Raw genomic sequence first — 17,808 nt, 5'->3', positions numbered from 1 at the left:
TCGGGCGGCGGCGCCCGGCGCGCGTCGCGAAGCGGATCGGGGATGCTGAGCCGACGGCGAGTCTTCATTATCGCGACAATCGTCGCCGCTGCGCTGGTTCTCCCATGGGGCCTTCTTCAGCCGCGCCCGCTGGAAGACCTGCGCAATCATGTCTTCGACAATTTCCAGCGCATTTCCCCGCGCGTCTACGACCCCGAGACGCCGGCCCGCGTCGTCGGCGTCGACGAGGAGAGCCTGAAAGCCTATGGCCAGTGGCCATGGCCGAGGACGCGCGTCGCCGAACTCGTGGAACGGCTGCGCGATCTCGGCGCGGCGGCGATCGCTTTCGACTTCATTTTTTCGGAGGCGGACAGGGCGAGCGCCCGCGCGCTGGTCGACGCGGTGCCGGATTTGCGTCTGCGCGCGGAGATTTCCCGACTCGCGGCCAAAGCGCCGGACAGCGACGCCGTTCTCGCCGCCGCGCTGCGCAGGGCGCCCGTGGCGCTCGGCGCCACGCTGGCGCTCGAAGGCGCGAGGAATTTTCCCGCCAAGGCGGGTTTTGTCTCGGCTGGCGACGATCCGGCGCCTTTTCTGGTGTCTTTCCCTGCCGCCGTGCTCCCCCTCCCAAGCCTTGTCGAAAATGCGCAGGGGCTCGGGGCGACCAACTGGTTGCCGGATCGTGATCTCGTCGTGCGTCGCGTGCCGCTCCTCACGCGCGTGGGACAATCGCTGGCGCCCTCGCTCGCTCTGGAGGCGCTGCGCGTCGCGCAGGGCGAGCAGAGCTTCGTCGTCCGCTCGTCCAACGCCAGCGGAGAAACCGCTTACGGCGCCAAGACGGGGGTTAACGCGATCAAGGTCGGCGCCTTTCAGATCGCGACCGGCCCCGCCGCCGATGTGCGCCCGCGATACAGCTTCAGCAATCCGGCGCGCGACATTTCCGCGAGGGCAGTGCTGGAACGGCGCGTGCCGCGCAGTGAGATCGAGGGACGCATCATCTTCGTCGGCGCCCTCGCGGTGGGCCTCGGCGACGTGCGCGCCACGCCGCTCGAGGCGGTCGTGCCGGGCGTCGACGTCCACGCCCAGATCGTCGAGTCGCTGACGACCGGGGCTCTGCTGTCGCGGCCGGACTGGGCGCCGGGGCTCGAATTCTTCGTCGCCTTCGCGGCGTTCGTGCTCACCATGCCGCTGCTGTTTGTGGCGCCGCCGTTCGTTTCCGCCGCGTTCCCGCCGCTCGCGATCGCCGGACTGTTCGGCGCGTCATTTTATTTTTTCGAGAAGCAGGGGCTGCTTCTCGATCCCGCCTATCCGAGCCTCGTCGTCGTGGGATCCTATGTCGTGGGCGCAGTGACGCTATGGCGCGCGGAAACGCTGGCGCGCCGTCAGGTGCGGCGCGCCTTCGGCAAATTCGTCGCGCCGGCCGTCGTCGACCGGCTCGCCGAGCACCCGGAGCGTCTCGTGCTGGGCGGCGAGACGCGGGAACTCACCGTGCTCTTCTCGGATCTGCGCAATTTCTCAGGCATTTCCGAGGGGATGAGCGCGCGTGAGCTCACGCAGTTCATGAACGATTATCTGACGCCCATGACCGACGCCATTCTCGAATGCGAGGGCACGGTCGACAAGTATATGGGCGACGCCATTCTCGCCTTCTGGAACGCGCCGCTCGATATCGCCGATCACCCGCGCAAGGCGGTTCGCGCCGCTCTGGCGATGCGCGCCGCGCTCGCGCGCCTCAACGAAACGCGCGCCCGCGCCGCCAGAGCCGAGTGCCGGAGCCACGTCGAGGCGGCGATGGGTCTCGGCCTGCATTTCGGGCCGTGCAGCGTCGGCAATATGGGCTCGATCCGCCGTTTCGATTATTCGATCCTCGGCGACAACGTCAATCTCGCCTCGCGTCTCGAAGGGGCCAGCAAGGCTTTCGCGACGGACATCATCGTCTCGAGCGCCATTCGTGACGTCGTTCCCGACATGGCGTGGCTCGATCTCGGACGCATCGTCGTCGTAGGACGCAGCGAGGCCACGCATGTTTTCGCGCTCGCTGGAGACGCTGAATTTACGCAATCCGACACGTATGTGCGCTGGCGCACAGCGCATGACGAGATGCGGGAGGAATATGAAATGGGTCGATTCGCCGCCGCCGCCGCACGCGCCTCGGCTCTCGCGCAGTCGGTCCCCGGCGCCTGGGCTTCTCTCTATGTGGCGCTGGAGAAACGATATTCGGGGCTCGCCCGCGAGGGCTTGCAAGAGGGCTGGTCTTCGATATGGAATCTCCAGAGCAAGTGACCCCCCGACCGCCGTCTGCGACCCTCCGGACTCCTCATTGGCCTCACCTAAGGACCGCCGCCAGCGCATGACACAAGCTATCGTCGAGAAATATTGGGGCTTGCTCGCCGCGCGCCATGACGCCGACGCTTTCGCGACTCTCGACTCGGCCTATCGCGAGCCGCAGCGCGCCTATCACGCCTGGGGCCATATCATCGATCTGCTGACGAAGCTCGACCGGCTTTCGCATCTGGCCGTGCGTCCCGATCTCGTCGCCGCCGCCATCTTCTGGCACGATTCCGTCTATCTCACGCGCGACCCCGACGGACGGCCGCGGACCGATCCGGAAAACGTCCGCGCCAGCGCGGTTCTTTTCGAGTTCCACGGGAAGTTCGGCGAGCCCGACGAGCGGGCGGTCTACGACATGATCATGGCGACCGCGAACCACATGAAGTCGAAGGCGATGCAGGAGCATTACGCGGGCTTCGCGCGCGATCTGGATTTCTTTCTCGACCTCGACCTGTCGTCGCTCGCCGCGCCCTGGCCGGTTTTCGAGAAAAATCTCGACGATATTCATTTCGAATTCGGCTGGGCGCCGGAACGCGCCTTCTATCTCGGCCGCGTTCAAATGCTGGAGAGCTTTCTTGGCGCAGGGGACGGGCTCTATCGCCTGCCTGAAACGCGCGCCTTGTGGCTGACGCCCGCGCGCGAAAATCTGACGCGGGCTGAAACGGAGCTGCGGGCGCGTCTCGCGCGGCCGGCGTAATCAGCGCAGCGTTATGCGCCCGTCGATCGCCGGCGCGATGACGCCATCCTTCTGAATCGCGTCGATCACCACTGTCGTCAACAACGGCGCATCCGTCTCGCCGACGATCGGCCTGGCGCGCGAGAAGGCTTCGTAGCCGTCCTTTCCGCGCGCGAGAAAATCATTGGTCGCGACCTTGTAGCGCCGCGCGTCGTCGAGCGGCTTGCCGCCAATCTCGACGGACACGAGCCGCGACCCCGGGACCGCGTCGCGCCGCGCAACGATGCGGGCGCCGGAAATCTGCGCGAAACGCCCCGCATCCTTGCCCAGGCTCCACAGCGCGCTTTCGAAAGCTGCGCGCAGATCGGCGCCGCTCATTTCCAGCGTGACGAGCTTGTTGGCGAAGGGGAGCGCTGCGAGGACCGTCTTGCGCGTTAGCGGCGATCCCGGCGCAATGATCGCCTCGCCGCGGATCGAGCCGCCGTTGAGGACGGCGACGTCGGCCCCGCTCGCCGCCCGCATCGCGTCGGCGAAGAAATTACCGATGGCGGTCTCCTGTCCGCGCACCATCGCCTTGCGGCTGTCGAGCTGCGTTTTCGTGACGCCGACGACCGTATCGAGATCCTTGTCCAGACTCGCCTGATATTCCGCGACCCGCGCGGCGACCGCGGGATCGGGCGTCGCGTCCGCGGTGTCGATCACGCGGAACTTGGGCGTCCAGGTCGTTTTTCGCCTACCGCTGTCGTCGATCGTAATCTCGAGATCGACCGCGACAATCTGCGCCCCGTCGGCCTGCGTTTCGCCGATGGCCGCGCGGCCGTCATAGGCGACGAAGAGATTGTGGTCGTGACCAGAGAGCACGACGTCGATGAGCCCGGTCCTGGCGAGGCGGAGATCGTCCTGCCATTCCGAATGTGTGACCGCGACCACGAGATCGGCGCCCGATTCGCGCAGCCGTTGCGCCTGCAAGCGCGCGGTCTCGATCGTCGGCGAGAATCGCAGCGAACCAGAATTGGAGCGCTTCGCCGCCTCATCGTCGGTGAGGCCGAAGACGCCGATCTTCACGCCGTCGATGTCGAAGATCCTGTTGTCGGCGAAGCCGGGCAAGGGCTTTCCGGCGGCGTCGCGCAGGTTGGCGGCCAGGCGCGTCGCCTGCAATTCCGACATGCGCTTGCGGAAGACGTCCTCGCCGAAGTCGAATTCGTGATTGCCGGGCGTGAAGACGTCGATCCTCACGCGGTTGAGGAGGTCGATGATATGGGCGCCCTTGTCGAGGCTCGACATCAGCGAGGGCGAAATCGTGTCGCCCGCATGCGCCACGATGACGTTTTTCGCTCTGGCGCGTTCGGCGTTCAACGCGCCTGCGACGCGGGCGAAGCCCCCGCGCCCGTCCTTCTCCGACATTTCGTAGATGTCGCTGAAGACGTCGAGGGTGACGTCGACGACCCGCTCCGCGGCGGAAGCGGGGAGCGCGAGGAGGATGAGGATGACGATGGCGCGGGTGAGAGTCACGCCGGCATGTTGGCGCGTAAGCGTGACGAGAGCAATACAGAGGCTGAGGTTCGTCCGCCCGCCAAATGAAACGGCGCCCGTGGGCGCCGTTTCGTCTTGCTCGGGGGATACAGCTCAGTAGTTGTAGGCGCGTTCGCCGTGATCCGCGATGTCGAGGCCCTCGCGCTCCTGATCGGGCGCCGGGCGCAGGCCCACGATGACGTCGACGACCTTGTAGAGGATCGCCGAACCGATCCCGGAGAAGAGCAGCGTGGCGACGACCGCAATACCCTGCGCCTTCATCTGGGTCATCATGTCGTATGTGCCGGCGAAGCCGTCGAGATTGGTGTAATCGACGATGCCGGCGCCGCCGAAGGCCGGGTTGACGAGCAGGCCCGTGGCCAGCGCGCCGGTGATGCCGCCGATGCAGTGCACGCCGAAGACGTCCAGCGCGTCGTCATAGCCGATCTTCTTCTTGATCACATCCACGAAGAAGAGGCAGATCGGCGACACGACGAAGCCGAGGATCAGCGCGCCTACAGGGCCGGAGAAGCCGGCCGCCGGGGTCACGGCGACAAGACCCGCCACCGCGCCGGTGATGAGGCCCAGAAGCGAGGGCTTGCCTTTGAGCAGCCATTCCACCAGCATCCACGACAGGCCGGCCGCGGCGGTCGCGACCATGGTGTTGACGAAGGCCAGGGCGGTGCCGCCATTGGCTTCGAGGTTCGAGCCCGCGTTGAAGCCGAACCAGCCGACCCACAGCAGCGAGGCGCCGATCATCGACATCGTCAGCGAGTGGGGCGCGAGCACTTCCTTGCCGTAGCCGATGCGCTTGCCCACCATGATCGCGCCGACGAGGCCCGCTATGCCGGCGTTGATGTGGACGACCGTGCCGCCCGCGAAGTCCAGCGCGCCCTTGGCGAAGAGCCACCCCGCGCTCGCGCCGAGCGAGTCGATCGTCGCCTGTGCGGCGGTTTTCGCCTCTTCGCTGTCCGCGGCCGCGAGCTTCGTCGCCGCATCGACGAGCGCGTTCGGATCAGGCGCGCCCCAGACCCAATGGGCGATCGGGAAGTAGATGAAGGTCACCCAGAGCGTCGTGAAGAGCATGACCGCCGAAAACTTCATGCGTTCGGCGAAAGCGCCCACGATCAGCGCCGGGGTGATCATCGCGAAGGTCATCTGGAAGACCAGATAGACGTATTCGGGAATGACCTTGCCGGGCGTGAAAGTCGGCGAAACGGACGAGGAATCGACGCCCTTCAGGAACAGTTTGTTCAGGCCGCCGACATAGGGGCTGAGGGAGCCGCCGTCGCCGAAGGCGAGGGAATAGCCGTAGATGGTCCAGATCACTCCCACGAGGCAGACGATGGCGAACACCTGCGTGAGGAGCGACAGCATGTTCTTCGTGCGCACGAGGCCGCCGTAAAACAGCGCGAGGCCAGGGATCGACATCATCAGCACGAGCAGCGTCGACGTCAGCATCCAGGCGATGTCGCCCGGGTTGGGTACGGGATCGTTGCCGGCGAGCGCCGGCCCGGCCAGCGCGACGAGCGCCGCTCCCGCGAGAGTCGAAGCCGCGAACGCGCTCCGAGGCGAAGGAAGTTTCATGCAGCAAGGCTCCATATGTTCGGGGAGAGGACGATCAGAGCGCGTCGGCGTCGGATTCGCCGGTGCGGATGCGGATGGCGCGCTCGAGCGGGCTGACGAAAATCTTGCCATCGCCGATCTGGCCCGTGCGGGCGGTGGCGGTGATCGCGTCGATGACCTTGTCGACCAGATCCGCTGCGACCGCGACTTCGATCTTGAGTTTCGGCAAAAAGCTGATGGCGTATTCCGCGCCGCGGTAAATTTCCGTATGCCCCTTCTGCCGTCCGTAGCCCTTGACTTCCGTCACCGTGAGGCCGTGCACGCCGATGTTGGTCAGCGCGTCGCGCACCTCGTCGAGCTTGAACGGCTTGATGATCGCTGTCACGATTTTCATCTGCCAATCCTGTTTGTTACCGACCCCTTGGACGGGCGCCGCTTCCTCGAAAGCCGGACGCCGCAGCGCCGCGGTCGCTGGAGCGAGCACTGGCGTGCTCGCGCGCCATTGCCTTCAAATGCCGTGCCACCGCGGCGAAGGTGTTGGAAATCCTATGGGACCACCACAAACTGGGCGCGCATGAGCGCGATGGCCGCGCTGCGCCGCAGCGTGCGAATTTCAGCGGGAATGCGCGGATTTGCTGACGAGTCGCGGCAAATTGCTTGCGAATTAGGCGTCATCGCAAGATGCGCTGTGGCGCCTACAAAATAAACAGGCGCCTAAATATTAGTGCGCAGGCGGATCAGGCCTTCCTGAGCGACCGAGGCGAGCAGGCGTCCGTCGCGTGAAAAAATCTTGCCGAAGGTGAGTCCGCGAGCGTGCGAGGCGGCCGGGCTGTCCTGGACATAAAGCAGCCAGTCGTCGACTTGAAAGGCGCGGTGGATCCAGAGCGCATGATCGAGGCTCGCCACCTGAATGCGAGGATCGAAAATATTGCGGCCATGGACTGTGAGCGCCGTGTTCAGCAGCGTCATGTCCGAAAGATAGGCGAGTAGGGCCGTATGGATCGCCTGATCGTCGGGCAGGGGGCCCTCGACCCGAAACCAGATCAATTGCCCGGCGCGGTTGGGCGCGAGCAGGGTCTCCGGCGCGACGATGCGCATGTCGAGCCCGCTGGCGCGTTTCATCCAGTGCTCGGAGGGCGCGGGCAGAAACCCGCGGAACCTGTCGACGAGATCGCCGATCGGCTCTAGACTTTCGGGAGCCGGGGTCGCGGGCATGTCGACCGAATGCTCGAAACCGTCCTCGCGCGCCTGAAAAGACGCCTCCAGAGAGAAAATGGTCCTTCCCTCTTGGGTCGCGACGCAGCGGCGGGTCGTGAAACTGCGCCCGTCGCGAATGCGCTCCACGGCGAAGTCGATGGGAATTTGGGGATTGCCCGCGAGCACGAAATAGGCGTGCAGCGAATGGACCGGACGATCCGTGGGAACGGTGCGCGTCGCGGCGACGAGCGCTTGCGCGACCACCTGTCCGCCATAAAGATGCCGCCCCGCCGACGTCGGACTGTGGCCGAGAAAGCGATCTTCCCCGATGGTTTCGAGGTCGAGAAGCGCGAGCAGGTCGCCGGCGGGCGTCTCCATGGCGGAGCGCGCGGTCAGTCGATCTGCCGCGCTTCCTCCGGCAGCATGATCGGAATGCCGTCGCGAATGGGGTAGGCGAGACGGGCGGAGCGGGAGATCAGCTCCTGCCGGGCGCGATCATATTCCAGAGTCGTCTTGGTCAGCGGGCAGACCAAGATTTCGAGAAGGCGCGGGTCGATCTTCGTCCCCTCGGCAGCGCTGGTTTCCGTCTGATCGCCGCCCGCCTCGATATTCTCGTTCATCTTCCCGATCCTGTCCTCGATGTGGATGACTCAATGCCATTGCTGTCTATCGCCCGACCGCTCGGCCATGTCGAGCTTGGCGAGAGCTACGAGCGTCTCCGCCCGCGTTTTTAGGTCGATCGCTTCGACCAGCGCCTGTTTTTCATTGGCGCCGAAGGGCGACATCATCGCCAGCGCGTTGACCAGCGTCTCCGTCGGCGCGGCGTCGATGCTCGCCCAGTCGACTTCGAGTTTCGAATATTCCGCGAAGTTGCGCAACATCGTGACCATGCTGTCGCGATCCACGGCGTTCTCGCCCGCGCCGGGCGACAAGTCCGCGTCGAAGCCGTCGTAATTCACGCGAAATTGACGATAGGGCGTCATAACGTCGAGCTCTTCGCGAATGCGGAAGCGCGCGACGCCCGTGAGCGTGATGAGGTAGCGGCCGTCTCCCGTCTCCGCGAAACGGGTGAGGCGCCCGGCGCAGCCGATCTGGAAGAGATCCGAGGCCAAGGCCGCCGACGGCCCGCCCGGCAGCGGCTGGATCATGCCGATCAGCCGGCTTCCCGCCAGCGCGTCGTCGATCATCGCCAGATAACGCGGCTCGAAGATGTTGAGCGGCAGTTCGCCGCGCGGCAGGAGCACCGCGCCCGTCAGCGGAAAGAGCGGCAGGCTCCCCGGCAACTCGCTGATGTCCGAATAAGGGCGATTGAGGCTCATGGCGAACGGCGGAAACGCCTCCCTTCAGGAGAAGATCAGCGTGGAGAGGCGCCGGCGCGCGGCGACGGCCGCCGCGTCCATCGGCCCCCACGCTTCGAAGAACTTGACAAGCTGCTTTCTGGCCCCGTCATCGTTCCAACTACGGTCCCGCCGGATGATTTCAAGGAGGGCGTTCGCCGCTTCCTCGCGCCTGTTCTTGGCGTTGAGCGCCAGCGCAAGATCGAAATAGGCCTGAAGGTCGTTCGGATCGAAATTGATGCGCGTCTTGAGATCCTCGATCTCGCCCAGATCCTGCGCCGCCTCCGCGTTGACGATGGCCGCCATCGACGCCGCCACGTCCACGTCCTTGTGCGCGGATTCAGGCAGCCGCTCGATCAGCGCGCGGGCCGGCTCGATCTGCCCCGCCTCGACGTAAAGCCGCGCGAGGAGCGCGATCGCCTTGGGGTTTGGCGATTCCTGCGCCGCGAGTTCGGACAGCAGTTCATGCGCGCCCGAGACGTCGCCCTCCGCCAGCAGCGCCTGCGCGACCTCCAGCGGATCGCCCGCGTCTTCGATCGGGCCGACGAGACGCTCGAGGAACCCCTTGATCTGGCTTTCGGGCAGCGCGCCAACGAATCCGTCCACCGGCCGCCCGCGCTGGAAGGCGACGACCGCCGGAATGGACTTGATGCCGAGTTGATCGGCGATCTCGGGTTCCTGATCAATGTTCATTTTGACGAGCGCGATCTTTCCGCCCGTCGCGGCGACGAGCCTTTCGATCACCGGCGCCAATTGCTTGCAGGGCCCGCACCACGGCGCCCAGAAATCCACGAGCACCGGTTTGCGCATGGAGGGTTCGATGACGTCTCCGCGAAACCGCGCCACCGTCGTCTCGATCGGCGCCGTCGCCCCGATCGCCGTATTCGTCGTATCGACCATTCGCCGCTCCCCTCTCGATTCCTAGCCGGCCCGCCTGACGAACGTCAGATAGACCGGACGACGGCCCGCCGCCATCGCTTTGGCCTCATATTTGGTCTGCGTCCAGCCTTCCCAAGGGGCGCGCCAATCCTCCGCCGTCTCGGCCCGCCAGCGGAAATCGTCGCAGGCGCGCAGCCGCGCGAGGGTCCAGGCGGCGTAATCGTCGATGTCCGTCGCGAAGCGCAGTTCCGCGCCCTGCCGCATGACGCGGGCGAGGCGGGCCAGGTTTTCTTCCGAGACGAAGCGGCGCTTGCGATGGCGGCGCTTCGGCCAAGGGTCGGGATAGAAAATGTAGACCCGCGACAGGCTCGCGTCCGGCAGCCGGTCGAGAACCTCCGCCGCGTCGCCCCGATAGAGGCGCACATTGGTCAGCCCGCGCTCCTCGATGCGCGACAGCAGTTTCGCCATCCCGTTGACAAAAGGCTCGCAGCCGATGAAGTCCGCCTGCGGCGCGCGCGCGGCGGCTTCGATCAGGTGCTCGCCGCCGCCGAAGCCGATCTCGAGCCTCGTCTCGCGGTCGAGCCGTAGAAGCGGCGCTGAGAGGTCGATCGCGAGCTTGGGCAGAAGCTCCGCCATCAGAGCGGACTGATGCGGGCGCAGCGCCTTGCCCTTCGAGCGGCCGTAAAGGCGCCGTGTGGGTTTAGCCGCTTCGGTCATATTCCCGTCGCGTAACGCCAATGGCCGGGACATGCCCGGCCATTGAATGCGATGCTTGCGAAATCGGTCAGGCGAGCCACAATTTCAGCTTGTCCGCGAGGTCGGTCTTCTCCCAGGAGAAGCCGCCATCCGTCTCCGGCGCGCGGCCGAAATGGCCGTAGGCGGAGGTGCGCGCGTAGATCGGGCGGTTTAGATCAAGACGCTCGCGAATGCCGCGCGGCGAGAGATCCATCGCCTCGCTTAGCACGGCTTCGATCTTGGCTTCATCGACCTTGCCGGTGCCATGCGTATCGACATAGATCGACAGCGGGCGCGCGACGCCGATGGCGTAGGACAGCTGGATGGTGCAGCGGTCCGCCGCGCCGGAGGCGACGACGTTCTTGGCGAGATAGCGCGCGGCATAAGCCGCCGAACGGTCGACTTTCGTTGGATCCTTGCCCGAGAAGGCGCCGCCGCCATGCGGAGCCGCGCCGCCGTAGGTGTCGACGATGATCTTGCGGCCGGTGAGACCGCAATCGCCATCGGGACCGCCGATGTAGAAGGCGCCAGTCGGGTTGACGTGCCAGATGGTGTCTTTCGTCACCCAGCCTTCAGGCAGCGCCTTGAGCACGTAAGGCTCGACGATCTCGCGCACCTGACCCGAGGACAGTTCCTTGATGACGTGCTGATGCGACACCACGATCTCGGTGACGCCGACCGGCTTGCCGTCGACATAGCGGACCGTCACCTGACTCTTCGAATCGGGGCCGAGCTTGGCGCCGTCGCCTTTCCCGGACTTGCGGGCCTGGGCAAGGTCGAAGAGGATCTTGTGGGCGTAATAGATCGGCGCCGGCATGAGTTCCGGTGTCTCGTTGCAGGCGTAGCCGAACATGATGCCTTGGTCGCCCGCGCCTTCTTCCTGATTGGTCGGCTGCTTGGCGTCGACGCCCGCCGCGATGTCGGCCGACTGGCCGTGCAGCAGCACCTCGATGTTGCAGTTGGCCCAATGGAAGCCTTCCTGCTCATAGCCGATGTCGCGGATCGCCTTGCGCGCCAGCTCCTGGATCATCTGGACGGTGACGCCCTTCGGGCCGCGCGACTCGCCGGCGATGATGACGCGATTGGTCGTGGCCATGGTTTCGCAGGCGGCGCGGATGATCCACGGATCCAAACCTTCCTTCGCGCCCTCGCGGTAGAAGGCGTCGACGACTTCATCCGAAATGCGGTCGCAGACCTTGTCGGGATGGCCCTCGGAAACGGACTCGCTCGTGAAAAGAAAATTTTTCCGGGTCACTTTCGGAATCTCCCAATGGCCGCCGGATGCAGGACAAGCATGCGACTTTGCGCCGCTCGCGCCGTCATCTGCCAGTCGGCGTTCGTTACGTCAAGCCAAAATGCGGAAAACCGTTCGTTTTAGAGAACCGGACGGATCAACGAATATGTGCCGTCGCTATTCGGCGCTTCCGTCCTGCTCCGCCAAAGCGGCCACGAGATCGAGCACGCGCTTGCGAACCTTCGGATCCTTTATCCGGGCGAAGGCGCGGTTGAGGTGCAGGCCTTCGGCCGTAGAGAGGAAGTCGACGACATATTGTGATGAGGACTCCTCGGCGAAACCGTTGCCCTCCGCCGCTCCGACGCCCGGCGCGCCTTCGAAGAAGAAGGAGGGGGGAACGTTGAGGGTCTTGGAAATCTGCTGCAGCCGACTCGCGCCGATACGGTTCAGCCCCTTCTCATATTTTTGAATCTGCTGAAAAGTGAGCCCTAGCGCCTCGCCAAGTTTTTCCTGGCTCATCTTCATCAAGATGCGCTGCATCCGTACGCGGCTGCCGACATGTCTGTCGATCGGGTCTGGCGTTTTTTTCACAGCGAACCCTCCTGCCGCGTTTTAGCCTAACGCCGTCCAATTGCAAACATCCTTTATTATTACCTCTATGAAATACAAGAAAGAAACGAATGGGAAAACTAAACTCCCTCTGCGAGGAGGCCGGTTCGCGCAAGATGTGGGCAAAAATCAGACTCAACCTCCTGAAGTTGGTTGCGTAAAAAATACCGGGCGGGGGAACGGTCGCGGGCGATGGAAATCAGCCGCGCCAGCGCCCGAAGAGGGCGAGGAAAAAGAAAGACGCCCAAAGCGCCGGAAAAATTGCGCCGCCGAACCTCGAGAACAGAGTATCCGGCGCAGGTTTGGGGAGACGGCCGTCGATGATCCCTTCTTCGCCGAGCGGCAGGGAGGCGATCGTGCGTCCGTAAGCGTCGACAATGGCTGATATGCCGGTGTTGGCGACCCGCACGAGCGGCAACCCCTCCTCGATCGACCGCAGACGCGCCTGGGCGAAGTGCTGGTAGGGGCCGTTCGTTCTTCCGAACCAGCCGTCGTTCGTCAGGTTGAGCAGCATCTGGGGCCGCTTGCCCGCGCGGTCCCTGACGGCCGCTTCTCCGGGAAAAATCGCCTCGTAGCAGATGAGCGGCGCGATGGACGGCAGTCCGGGGGCGGACAGGCTTCTCGGACCCTGGCCCTGATCCCACGTGCCCGGCACGAGATGCATTGCGCCCAGCGGCCTCAGGAGCCCGTCAAGGGGTAGATATTCGCCGAAAGGAACAAGATGCGTCTTGTCGTAGAAGGCCAGTATGCGATCGCCCTGCAACACCTCGATCGAGTTGAAGATTTTGCCGCGGCGCCCGCCGCCCTCGCCCTCCACGCGCGCCGCGCCGGTGATGAGGATCTTGCCCTGTAGCGCGCGCGCGATGGCTGAAAGCGCCTGCGGTTCGCGGGAGAGAATGTAGGGGAACGCCGACTCCGGCCAGACCAGATGGGTGACGTCGGCGACGCCGGTCCGGTCCGGTCCCGTCGCGCGGTCCGAGAGCGCCAGGTAATGGCGCAGGATTTCCTGCCCGTTCTCCGGACGGAATTTCGCGTCCTGCGGCAGATTTGGCTGCATCAGCCGAAGTTTGACGCCGTCGACATATTCGGTGTCGTTCGCCGCGAGCCGCAATGCGCCATAGGCGGACAGCGTCAGGAGAAGAAAAGCGGCGGCCCAGGCCGCTGCATTGGAGAGAAAGCGCTCGCCGGGGCGCCGATCCACGATTGTCGCCGGCGCGGCGAAAATGACGATGGCGAAGAGATCGAGCCCGTGCAGGCCGACGAGCGCGCCGGCCTGGCCGATCGGCCCGGCCTGCGCGAGCGCCATGCCGACGTCGTTCCAGGGAAAGCCGGTAAAGATGTGGCCGCGAAGCCATTCAGAGGCGCCGAGCCCGGCGGCCAGCGCGAAAATCCGCAGACTGCCGGAGGACCACAGAAGCCGCGACAGAGCGAAGCCGAAAGCAGGAAACAGCGCGAGCGCCCCCGGCAACCCGATGACGGCCAGCGGGATCGCCCAGGCGAACTGATCCGCTTCGACGAGCATGGCGGCGCCGAGCCACCACAGTCCGGCGAGAAAATAGCCGAAGCCGAGCCACCAGCCCGCGCCCGCGGCGGCGCGCAGGGGCGCGAAGCTGAAGCGCGCGCCCCGAACCGCCGCGCCGTCGATCAGCCAGACGGCCGTCGTCAGCGGGACGGCCATGGCGGGCGCGAAGTCGAAAGGCGGCAGCGCCAGCGCGCCGGCCGCGCCCGCGGCAAAGGCGATCATGCGGCGCGTCCAGCCGTCGGCGAGAATGACGCGCTGGGGGAGAGACGACAGCTCCGCCCGCGCGGCGGACAATTCGGCACCTGGCGCCATCGTATCGGAGTCTCCCGCGAATCGGCGGTTCGACTTTATTCGGAATCCGGGCGGCGCAAAGCCCGGAATACGCTTCAGAGATGCTGGCGCGCCCGCACCCGCAGCTTTCCGACCCGGCGGGGATCGGCTTCGACGATCTCGAATTCGAACTGCTCGACCGGCGTTCCGATGATTTCGCCGCGCATCGGCACCCGGCCCGCGAGCCAGGCGACGAGGCCGCCGATGGTCGTCACTTCTTCCGGGGTGTCGTCCAGCCGGAAATCGACGCCAAGTCGCGTGGTCACCTCATCGAGGTCGGCGCGCGCGTCGATCAGGAAGTCGCCGTTGTCGAGTTCCTCGATTTCCGGCGGTTCGGCGACGTCGTGCTCGTCCTCGATGTCTCCGACGATCATTTCCATGATGTCTTCGATGGTTACGAGCCCGTCGGTGCCGCCATATTCGTCGATTACCAGCGCGAGATGCGTGCGCGTCGTCTGCATCCTGATGAGCAGATCGAGCGCGGGCATGGAGCGCGGCACGAACAGCACCGGCTTGAGCAGATCGGCCGCTGACAGGGGCGTGTCGAAATCCACTTTCTTCGGCTCGGCGCCGCCGGCTTCCTGAGCTGCGGCGCGCTTCTCGGCGCAAAGGGCGAGGTGGTTCACGAAGTCCCGAATGTGAACCATGCCGCGCGGATCGTCGAGCGTGCCCGCATAGACCGGCAGCCGCGAATGGCCTGCGTCGCGGAAGATTTTCAGCGCGTCGCGCAGCGACGAGTCGATCGAGATCGCGATGATGTCGGCGCGCGGGATCATGGCGTCCTCGACGCGCAGATCATGCAGGCCCAGCACATTCTTGAGCAGCGCGCGTTCGTGCGGCGTGACGTCGCCGGCGGCCTCCTCCAGCGCGTCCTCGATGTCCTCGCGAACGGAGGCGGGGGCAAGGCCCAGCAGGCCGCGCAGCCGGTCGAGCAGCGTCAGACGCGGTTCATGGCTGCGTCTTAATGACTCCTCGGCGTTTTCAGATCGTGTCGACATGACCTTCGTTCAGTTCGCCCGCGCCATCCCCTTCGCCGGCCGATTCGCCGGCATAGGGGTCGGGCAAGCCCAACCGCGACGCGATCCGTCTTTCGAGGCCCTCCATCGCTTCGGCCTCGGCGGCAGTCTCGTGATCATAGCCGATCAGATGCAGAAATCCATGGATGACCATGTGAGCGGTATGTTCATGCAACGTTTTTTCCTGTTCCCCGGCCTCCCGGGCCACAGTCTCGTAGGCGATGACGATATCGCCGAGGAGCGGCCGCGCCGGGAGGGGACCGGGCGTGGGGAAGGAGAGAACGTTGGTCGGCTCGTCCTTGCCTCGCCACTGGGCGTTGAGCGTCTGGATCTCCGCGTCGTCGCAGAAGGCGATGCTGACTTCGCAGCCGTCGACGAGGGCCGCGCCGCTCTCCGCGAGGCTCGCATCGACGCAGGCGCGCGTGAGCGTCTCCAGCCCGTCGACGCCCTCCCAGGCCTCGGCGGAAATGATGATGTCGATTTCCGGGCTCATGCGTCGCCGCGCGGCTTCGATCTGGCCCGGGCGGCGCGGTCATAGGCGCCGACGATCTGGCGCACGAGATCGTGACGCACCACATCGCCTTCCGAGAATTTCACCCGGCCGACGCTGTCGATCTCGGAGAGAAGCGCGACGGCTTCCGAGAGGCCCGAGGTCTGACCCGGCGGCAGGTCGGTCTGCGATGGGTCGCCCGTCACGATCATGCGCGAGCCCTCGCCGATGCGGGTGAGGAACATCTTCATTTGCATCGAGGTCGCGTTCTGCGCCTCGTCCAGCAGGATGCAGGCGCGGGTGAGCGTGCGGCCGCGCATGAAGGCGAGCGGCGCCACCTCGATGATGCCGGTCTGCATCCCGCGCTCGACCATGCGCGAATCCATGAAGTCGTGCAGCGCGTCGTAGATCGGGCGCAGATAGGGGTCGACCTTCTCGCGCATGTCGCCGGGGAGGAAGCCGAGCCGCTCGCCGGCCTCGACGGCGGGGCGCGACAGGATAAGCCGCTCGACCGCGCCTTGCTCCATGAGCTGCACCGCATGGCCGACGGCGAGCCAGGTCTTGCCCGTGCCGGCGGGACCTTCGCCGAACACCAGCTCATAGCGCTTCAGCGCGCGCAAATACTGGTCCTGCGCGGCGTTGCGGGCGCGCACGAGGCCGCGCTTTCGGGTGATGATCTGCTCGAAGGCGCCGCGCGCGGGCTCCGCGTCGGGAAAGAGGCTGCGCTGGCCGGCGGTTTCCTCGATGGCGCCGTCGACGTCGCCAAGCGCCACGGTTTGCCCCTTGGAGATGCGCTCATAGAGCGCCTCCAGCACGCGGCGCGCGTGCTCGCAGGCCTCGGACTTGCCCTTCAGCGTCACGTGATTGCCGTTGGCGAAGGAGGCGATCTTCAAACGCCGTTCGATCTTGGCGAGGTTCTGGTCGTAATGGCCGAAGACAAGGGATGCGTATTTGTTGTTTTCGAAGGCGAGGGTGATTTCCGCGTCGGGTTCGGCCGCCTCGTCCCGGCGTCCGAGCCGCAAGTCGTCAATCGTCGTCAAGCCTTCGCCTCCTCGCCTTCGCCCGATAGCCGGCCGGCCAGCGAATTGGAGCCCGCCGCGACAATTGCGACCCGCGCCACGCTGCCGATCATGTCAGCGGGGCCGCTGACATGCACAGCCTGCATATAAGGGCTCTTGCCAGCGATTTGACCCTCGTGGCGGCCGGGTTTTTCAAAAAGCACCTCGACGTCGCGGCCAACGGTCGCCGCGTTGAACGCCTGACGCTGTTCCTCGAGCAGCGCCTGCAACGCCGCGAGGCGCGTGCGCTTGACCTCTTCGTCGATCTGGTCGTCCCGCTCGGCGCCGGGTGTGCCGGGCCGGGCCGAATATTTGAAGGAGAAGCTCGAGGCGAAGCCGATTTCCTGCACCAGCGCCATCGTCTCCTCGAAATCCCCGTCCGTTTCGCCCGGGAAGCCGACGATGAAATCCGACGACATCGCCACGTCCGGCCGCGCTTTCCGCAGCCTGGCGACGATGTCGAGATAGTCGGCGGCCCTATGCTTGCGGTTCATGGCCTTCAGCACGCGGTCGGAGCCCGATTGCACGGGAAGATGGACATAGGGCATGAGTTTCGGAATCGACCCATGCGCGTCAATCAAATCCTGGGCCATGTCGACAGGATGACTGGTGGTGTAGCGCAGCCGGTCTATCCCTTCCCAATCGGCGAGGCAGGCGAGCAGACGGGCGAGGCTCCATTCCCGTCCCTTTTCGTCCGCGGCCCGATAGGCGTTGACGTTCTGGCCGATGAGCGTGATCTCCCGAACGCCGGCGTCGACGAGCCGGCGCGTCTCGGCAAGGATATCGGCCACCGGCCGCGAAATCTCGGCGCCGCGCGTATAGGGCACGACGCAGAAAGAGCAGAACTTGTCGCAGCCTTCCTGCACGGTGACGAAGGCGGAAACGCCGCGGGCGCGGATTTGCGCGCGGCTCGGCTGGGGCAGGGCGTCGAACTTGTCCTCGACCGCGAATTCGGTGTCGGTGAGGCGGCGTCCGTCCTTCGCCTGTTTCAGCAGAGCCGGCAGGCGGTGATAGCTCTGCGGCCCGACGACGAGATCGACCGCCCGCTGGCGCTTGAGCACTTCCTCGCCCTCCGCCTGCGCCACGCACCCCGCGACGACGATTTTCAGCTCGCGCCCTGACTCCTCGCGCGCCCGCTTTTCCTGCGCCAGCTTGCCGAGCTCCGAATAGATTTTCTCGGCCGCCTTCTCGCGGATGTGGCAGGTGTTGAGGATGACGAGATCGGCTTCGGCCTCGTCGGCCGTCTCGGCGTAGCCCTCGCGGCCGAGCAGATCCGCCATGCGCGTCGCGTCATAGACGTTCATCTGGCAGCCGTAGGACTTGACCAGAACCTTGGCGCT

17 protein-coding genes are annotated in these 17,808 nt (G+C 65.5%); 2 read left to right on the top strand and 15 right to left on the bottom strand.

The genetic code is table 11. The annotated features are described in order from the left end of the window. The first annotated feature begins 42 nt into the window (after window positions 1-42). On the top strand, window positions 43-2,259 hold the full coding sequence (locus tag ACV959_RS10455) for a CHASE2 domain-containing protein (RefSeq protein ID WP_475736546.1): 2,217 nt from the start codon (window positions 43-45) through the stop codon (window positions 2,257-2,259). Window positions 2,260-2,326: 67 nt separating this feature from the next. After that, window positions 2,327-3,004 (top strand): HD domain-containing protein, encoded by a 678-nt coding sequence (locus tag ACV959_RS10450; RefSeq protein WP_475736545.1) that lies wholly within the window; start codon window positions 2,327-2,329, stop codon window positions 3,002-3,004. Here ACV959_RS10450 and ACV959_RS10445 read toward each other — a convergent pair whose 3' ends face one another. The 15 genes from ACV959_RS10445 to miaB all read right to left on the bottom strand — a co-directional run bounded on the left by ACV959_RS10445 (window position 3,005) and on the right by miaB (window position 17,796). Next, on the bottom strand, window positions 3,005-4,495 hold the full coding sequence (locus tag ACV959_RS10445; protein WP_475736544.1) for a bifunctional metallophosphatase/5'-nucleotidase: 1,491 nt from the start codon (window positions 4,493-4,495) through the stop codon (window positions 3,005-3,007). A gap of 114 nt (window positions 4,496-4,609) precedes the next feature. Further along, window positions 4,610-6,082, bottom strand: coding sequence for an ammonium transporter (locus tag ACV959_RS10440; protein ID WP_475736543.1), 1,473 nt, complete (start codon window positions 6,080-6,082; stop codon window positions 4,610-4,612). 34 nt (window positions 6,083-6,116) lie between these two features. Continuing rightward, window positions 6,117-6,455, bottom strand: a complete 339-nt coding sequence (locus tag ACV959_RS10435; RefSeq protein ID WP_475736542.1) for a P-II family nitrogen regulator — start codon at window positions 6,453-6,455, stop codon at window positions 6,117-6,119. Between the two features lie 320 nt (window positions 6,456-6,775). After that, on the bottom strand, window positions 6,776-7,636 hold the full coding sequence (locus ACV959_RS10430) for an acyl-CoA thioesterase (RefSeq protein WP_475736541.1): 861 nt from the start codon (window positions 7,634-7,636) through the stop codon (window positions 6,776-6,778). A 14-nt stretch (window positions 7,637-7,650) separates the two neighbouring features. Then, a complete protein-coding gene (locus ACV959_RS10425; RefSeq protein ID WP_475736540.1) occupies window positions 7,651-7,878 on the bottom strand; it encodes a Trm112 family protein in 228 nt (75 codons plus the stop codon). Window positions 7,879-7,908: 30 nt separating this feature from the next. After that, a complete protein-coding gene (locus ACV959_RS10420) occupies window positions 7,909-8,577 on the bottom strand; it encodes an LON peptidase substrate-binding domain-containing protein (RefSeq protein WP_475736539.1) in 669 nt (222 codons plus the stop codon). 24 nt (window positions 8,578-8,601) lie between these two features. Beyond that, window positions 8,602-9,495 (bottom strand): thioredoxin, encoded by an 894-nt coding sequence (trxA, locus tag ACV959_RS10415; protein WP_475736538.1) that lies wholly within the window; start codon window positions 9,493-9,495, stop codon window positions 8,602-8,604. 21 nt (window positions 9,496-9,516) lie between these two features. Then, window positions 9,517-10,191 (bottom strand): tRNA (guanosine(46)-N7)-methyltransferase TrmB, encoded by a 675-nt coding sequence (trmB, locus tag ACV959_RS10410; protein WP_475736537.1) that lies wholly within the window; start codon window positions 10,189-10,191, stop codon window positions 9,517-9,519. Between the two features lie 67 nt (window positions 10,192-10,258). Next, window positions 10,259-11,464 carry a methionine adenosyltransferase gene (gene metK, locus ACV959_RS10405; RefSeq protein ID WP_475736536.1) on the bottom strand — a complete coding sequence of 402 codons (1,206 nt, stop codon included), beginning with the start codon at window positions 11,462-11,464 and terminating at the stop codon, window positions 10,259-10,261. 156 nt (window positions 11,465-11,620) lie between these two features. Then, the gene (locus ACV959_RS10400; protein ID WP_475739645.1) at window positions 11,621-11,983 is read right to left on the bottom strand and encodes a helix-turn-helix domain-containing protein; all 363 of its coding nucleotides are present in this window, start codon (window positions 11,981-11,983) and stop codon (window positions 11,621-11,623) included. 268 nt (window positions 11,984-12,251) lie between these two features. Beyond that, window positions 12,252-13,886 (bottom strand): apolipoprotein N-acyltransferase, encoded by a 1,635-nt coding sequence (gene lnt / locus ACV959_RS10395; protein WP_475736535.1) that lies wholly within the window; start codon window positions 13,884-13,886, stop codon window positions 12,252-12,254. A gap of 74 nt (window positions 13,887-13,960) precedes the next feature. Further along, window positions 13,961-14,902 (bottom strand): hemolysin family protein, encoded by a 942-nt coding sequence (locus ACV959_RS10390; RefSeq protein WP_475736534.1) that lies wholly within the window; start codon window positions 14,900-14,902, stop codon window positions 13,961-13,963. Then, the gene (gene ybeY / locus ACV959_RS10385) at window positions 14,886-15,413 is read right to left on the bottom strand and encodes an rRNA maturation RNase YbeY (RefSeq protein ID WP_475736533.1); all 528 of its coding nucleotides are present in this window, start codon (window positions 15,411-15,413) and stop codon (window positions 14,886-14,888) included. The genes ACV959_RS10390 and ybeY overlap by 17 nt, the downstream gene beginning before the upstream one ends. Further along, the gene (locus tag ACV959_RS10380; RefSeq protein WP_475736532.1) at window positions 15,410-16,450 is read right to left on the bottom strand and encodes a PhoH family protein; all 1,041 of its coding nucleotides are present in this window, start codon (window positions 16,448-16,450) and stop codon (window positions 15,410-15,412) included. The genes ybeY and ACV959_RS10380 overlap by 4 nt, the downstream gene beginning before the upstream one ends. Next, the gene (miaB, locus tag ACV959_RS10375) at window positions 16,447-17,796 is read right to left on the bottom strand and encodes a tRNA (N6-isopentenyl adenosine(37)-C2)-methylthiotransferase MiaB (RefSeq protein ID WP_475739643.1); all 1,350 of its coding nucleotides are present in this window, start codon (window positions 17,794-17,796) and stop codon (window positions 16,447-16,449) included. Before miaB ends, ACV959_RS10380 begins: the two co-directional genes overlap by 4 nt. Window positions 17,797-17,808 lie beyond the last annotated feature (12 nt).

The organism is Methylocystis sp. Se48, from assembly GCF_056269425.1.
This window is presented reverse-complemented; position numbering and strand designations above follow the sequence as displayed.

Excerpts from the sequence above, each read along its gene's own strand:
- trxA (WP_475736538.1), bottom strand. The coding sequence starts at position 9,495 with ATGGTCGATACGACGAATACGGCGATCGGGGCGACGGCGCCGATCGAG.
- ACV959_RS10425 (WP_475736540.1), bottom strand. The coding sequence starts at position 7,878 with ATGAACGAGAATATCGAGGCGGGCGGCGATCAGACGGAAACCAGCGCT.
- ACV959_RS10390 (WP_475736534.1), bottom strand. The coding sequence starts at position 14,902 with ATGTCGACACGATCTGAAAACGCCGAGGAGTCATTAAGACGCAGCCAT.
- ACV959_RS10450 (WP_475736545.1), top strand. The coding sequence starts at position 2,327 with ATGACACAAGCTATCGTCGAGAAATATTGGGGCTTGCTCGCCGCGCGC.
- lnt (WP_475736535.1), bottom strand. The coding sequence starts at position 13,886 with ATGGCGCCAGGTGCCGAATTGTCCGCCGCGCGGGCGGAGCTGTCGTCT.
- ybeY (WP_475736533.1), bottom strand. The coding sequence starts at position 15,413 with ATGAGCCCGGAAATCGACATCATCATTTCCGCCGAGGCCTGGGAGGGC.
- ACV959_RS10455 (WP_475736546.1), top strand. The coding sequence starts at position 43 with ATGCTGAGCCGACGGCGAGTCTTCATTATCGCGACAATCGTCGCCGCT.
- ACV959_RS10400 (WP_475739645.1), bottom strand. The coding sequence starts at position 11,983 with ATGCAGCGCATCTTGATGAAGATGAGCCAGGAAAAACTTGGCGAGGCG.
- ACV959_RS10435 (WP_475736542.1), bottom strand. The coding sequence starts at position 6,455 with ATGAAAATCGTGACAGCGATCATCAAGCCGTTCAAGCTCGACGAGGTG.
- ACV959_RS10420 (WP_475736539.1), bottom strand. The coding sequence starts at position 8,577 with ATGAGCCTCAATCGCCCTTATTCGGACATCAGCGAGTTGCCGGGGAGC.
- trmB (WP_475736537.1), bottom strand. The coding sequence starts at position 10,191 with ATGACCGAAGCGGCTAAACCCACACGGCGCCTTTACGGCCGCTCGAAG.
- ACV959_RS10440 (WP_475736543.1), bottom strand. The coding sequence starts at position 6,082 with ATGAAACTTCCTTCGCCTCGGAGCGCGTTCGCGGCTTCGACTCTCGCG.
- ACV959_RS10430 (WP_475736541.1), bottom strand. The coding sequence starts at position 7,636 with ATGGAGACGCCCGCCGGCGACCTGCTCGCGCTTCTCGACCTCGAAACC.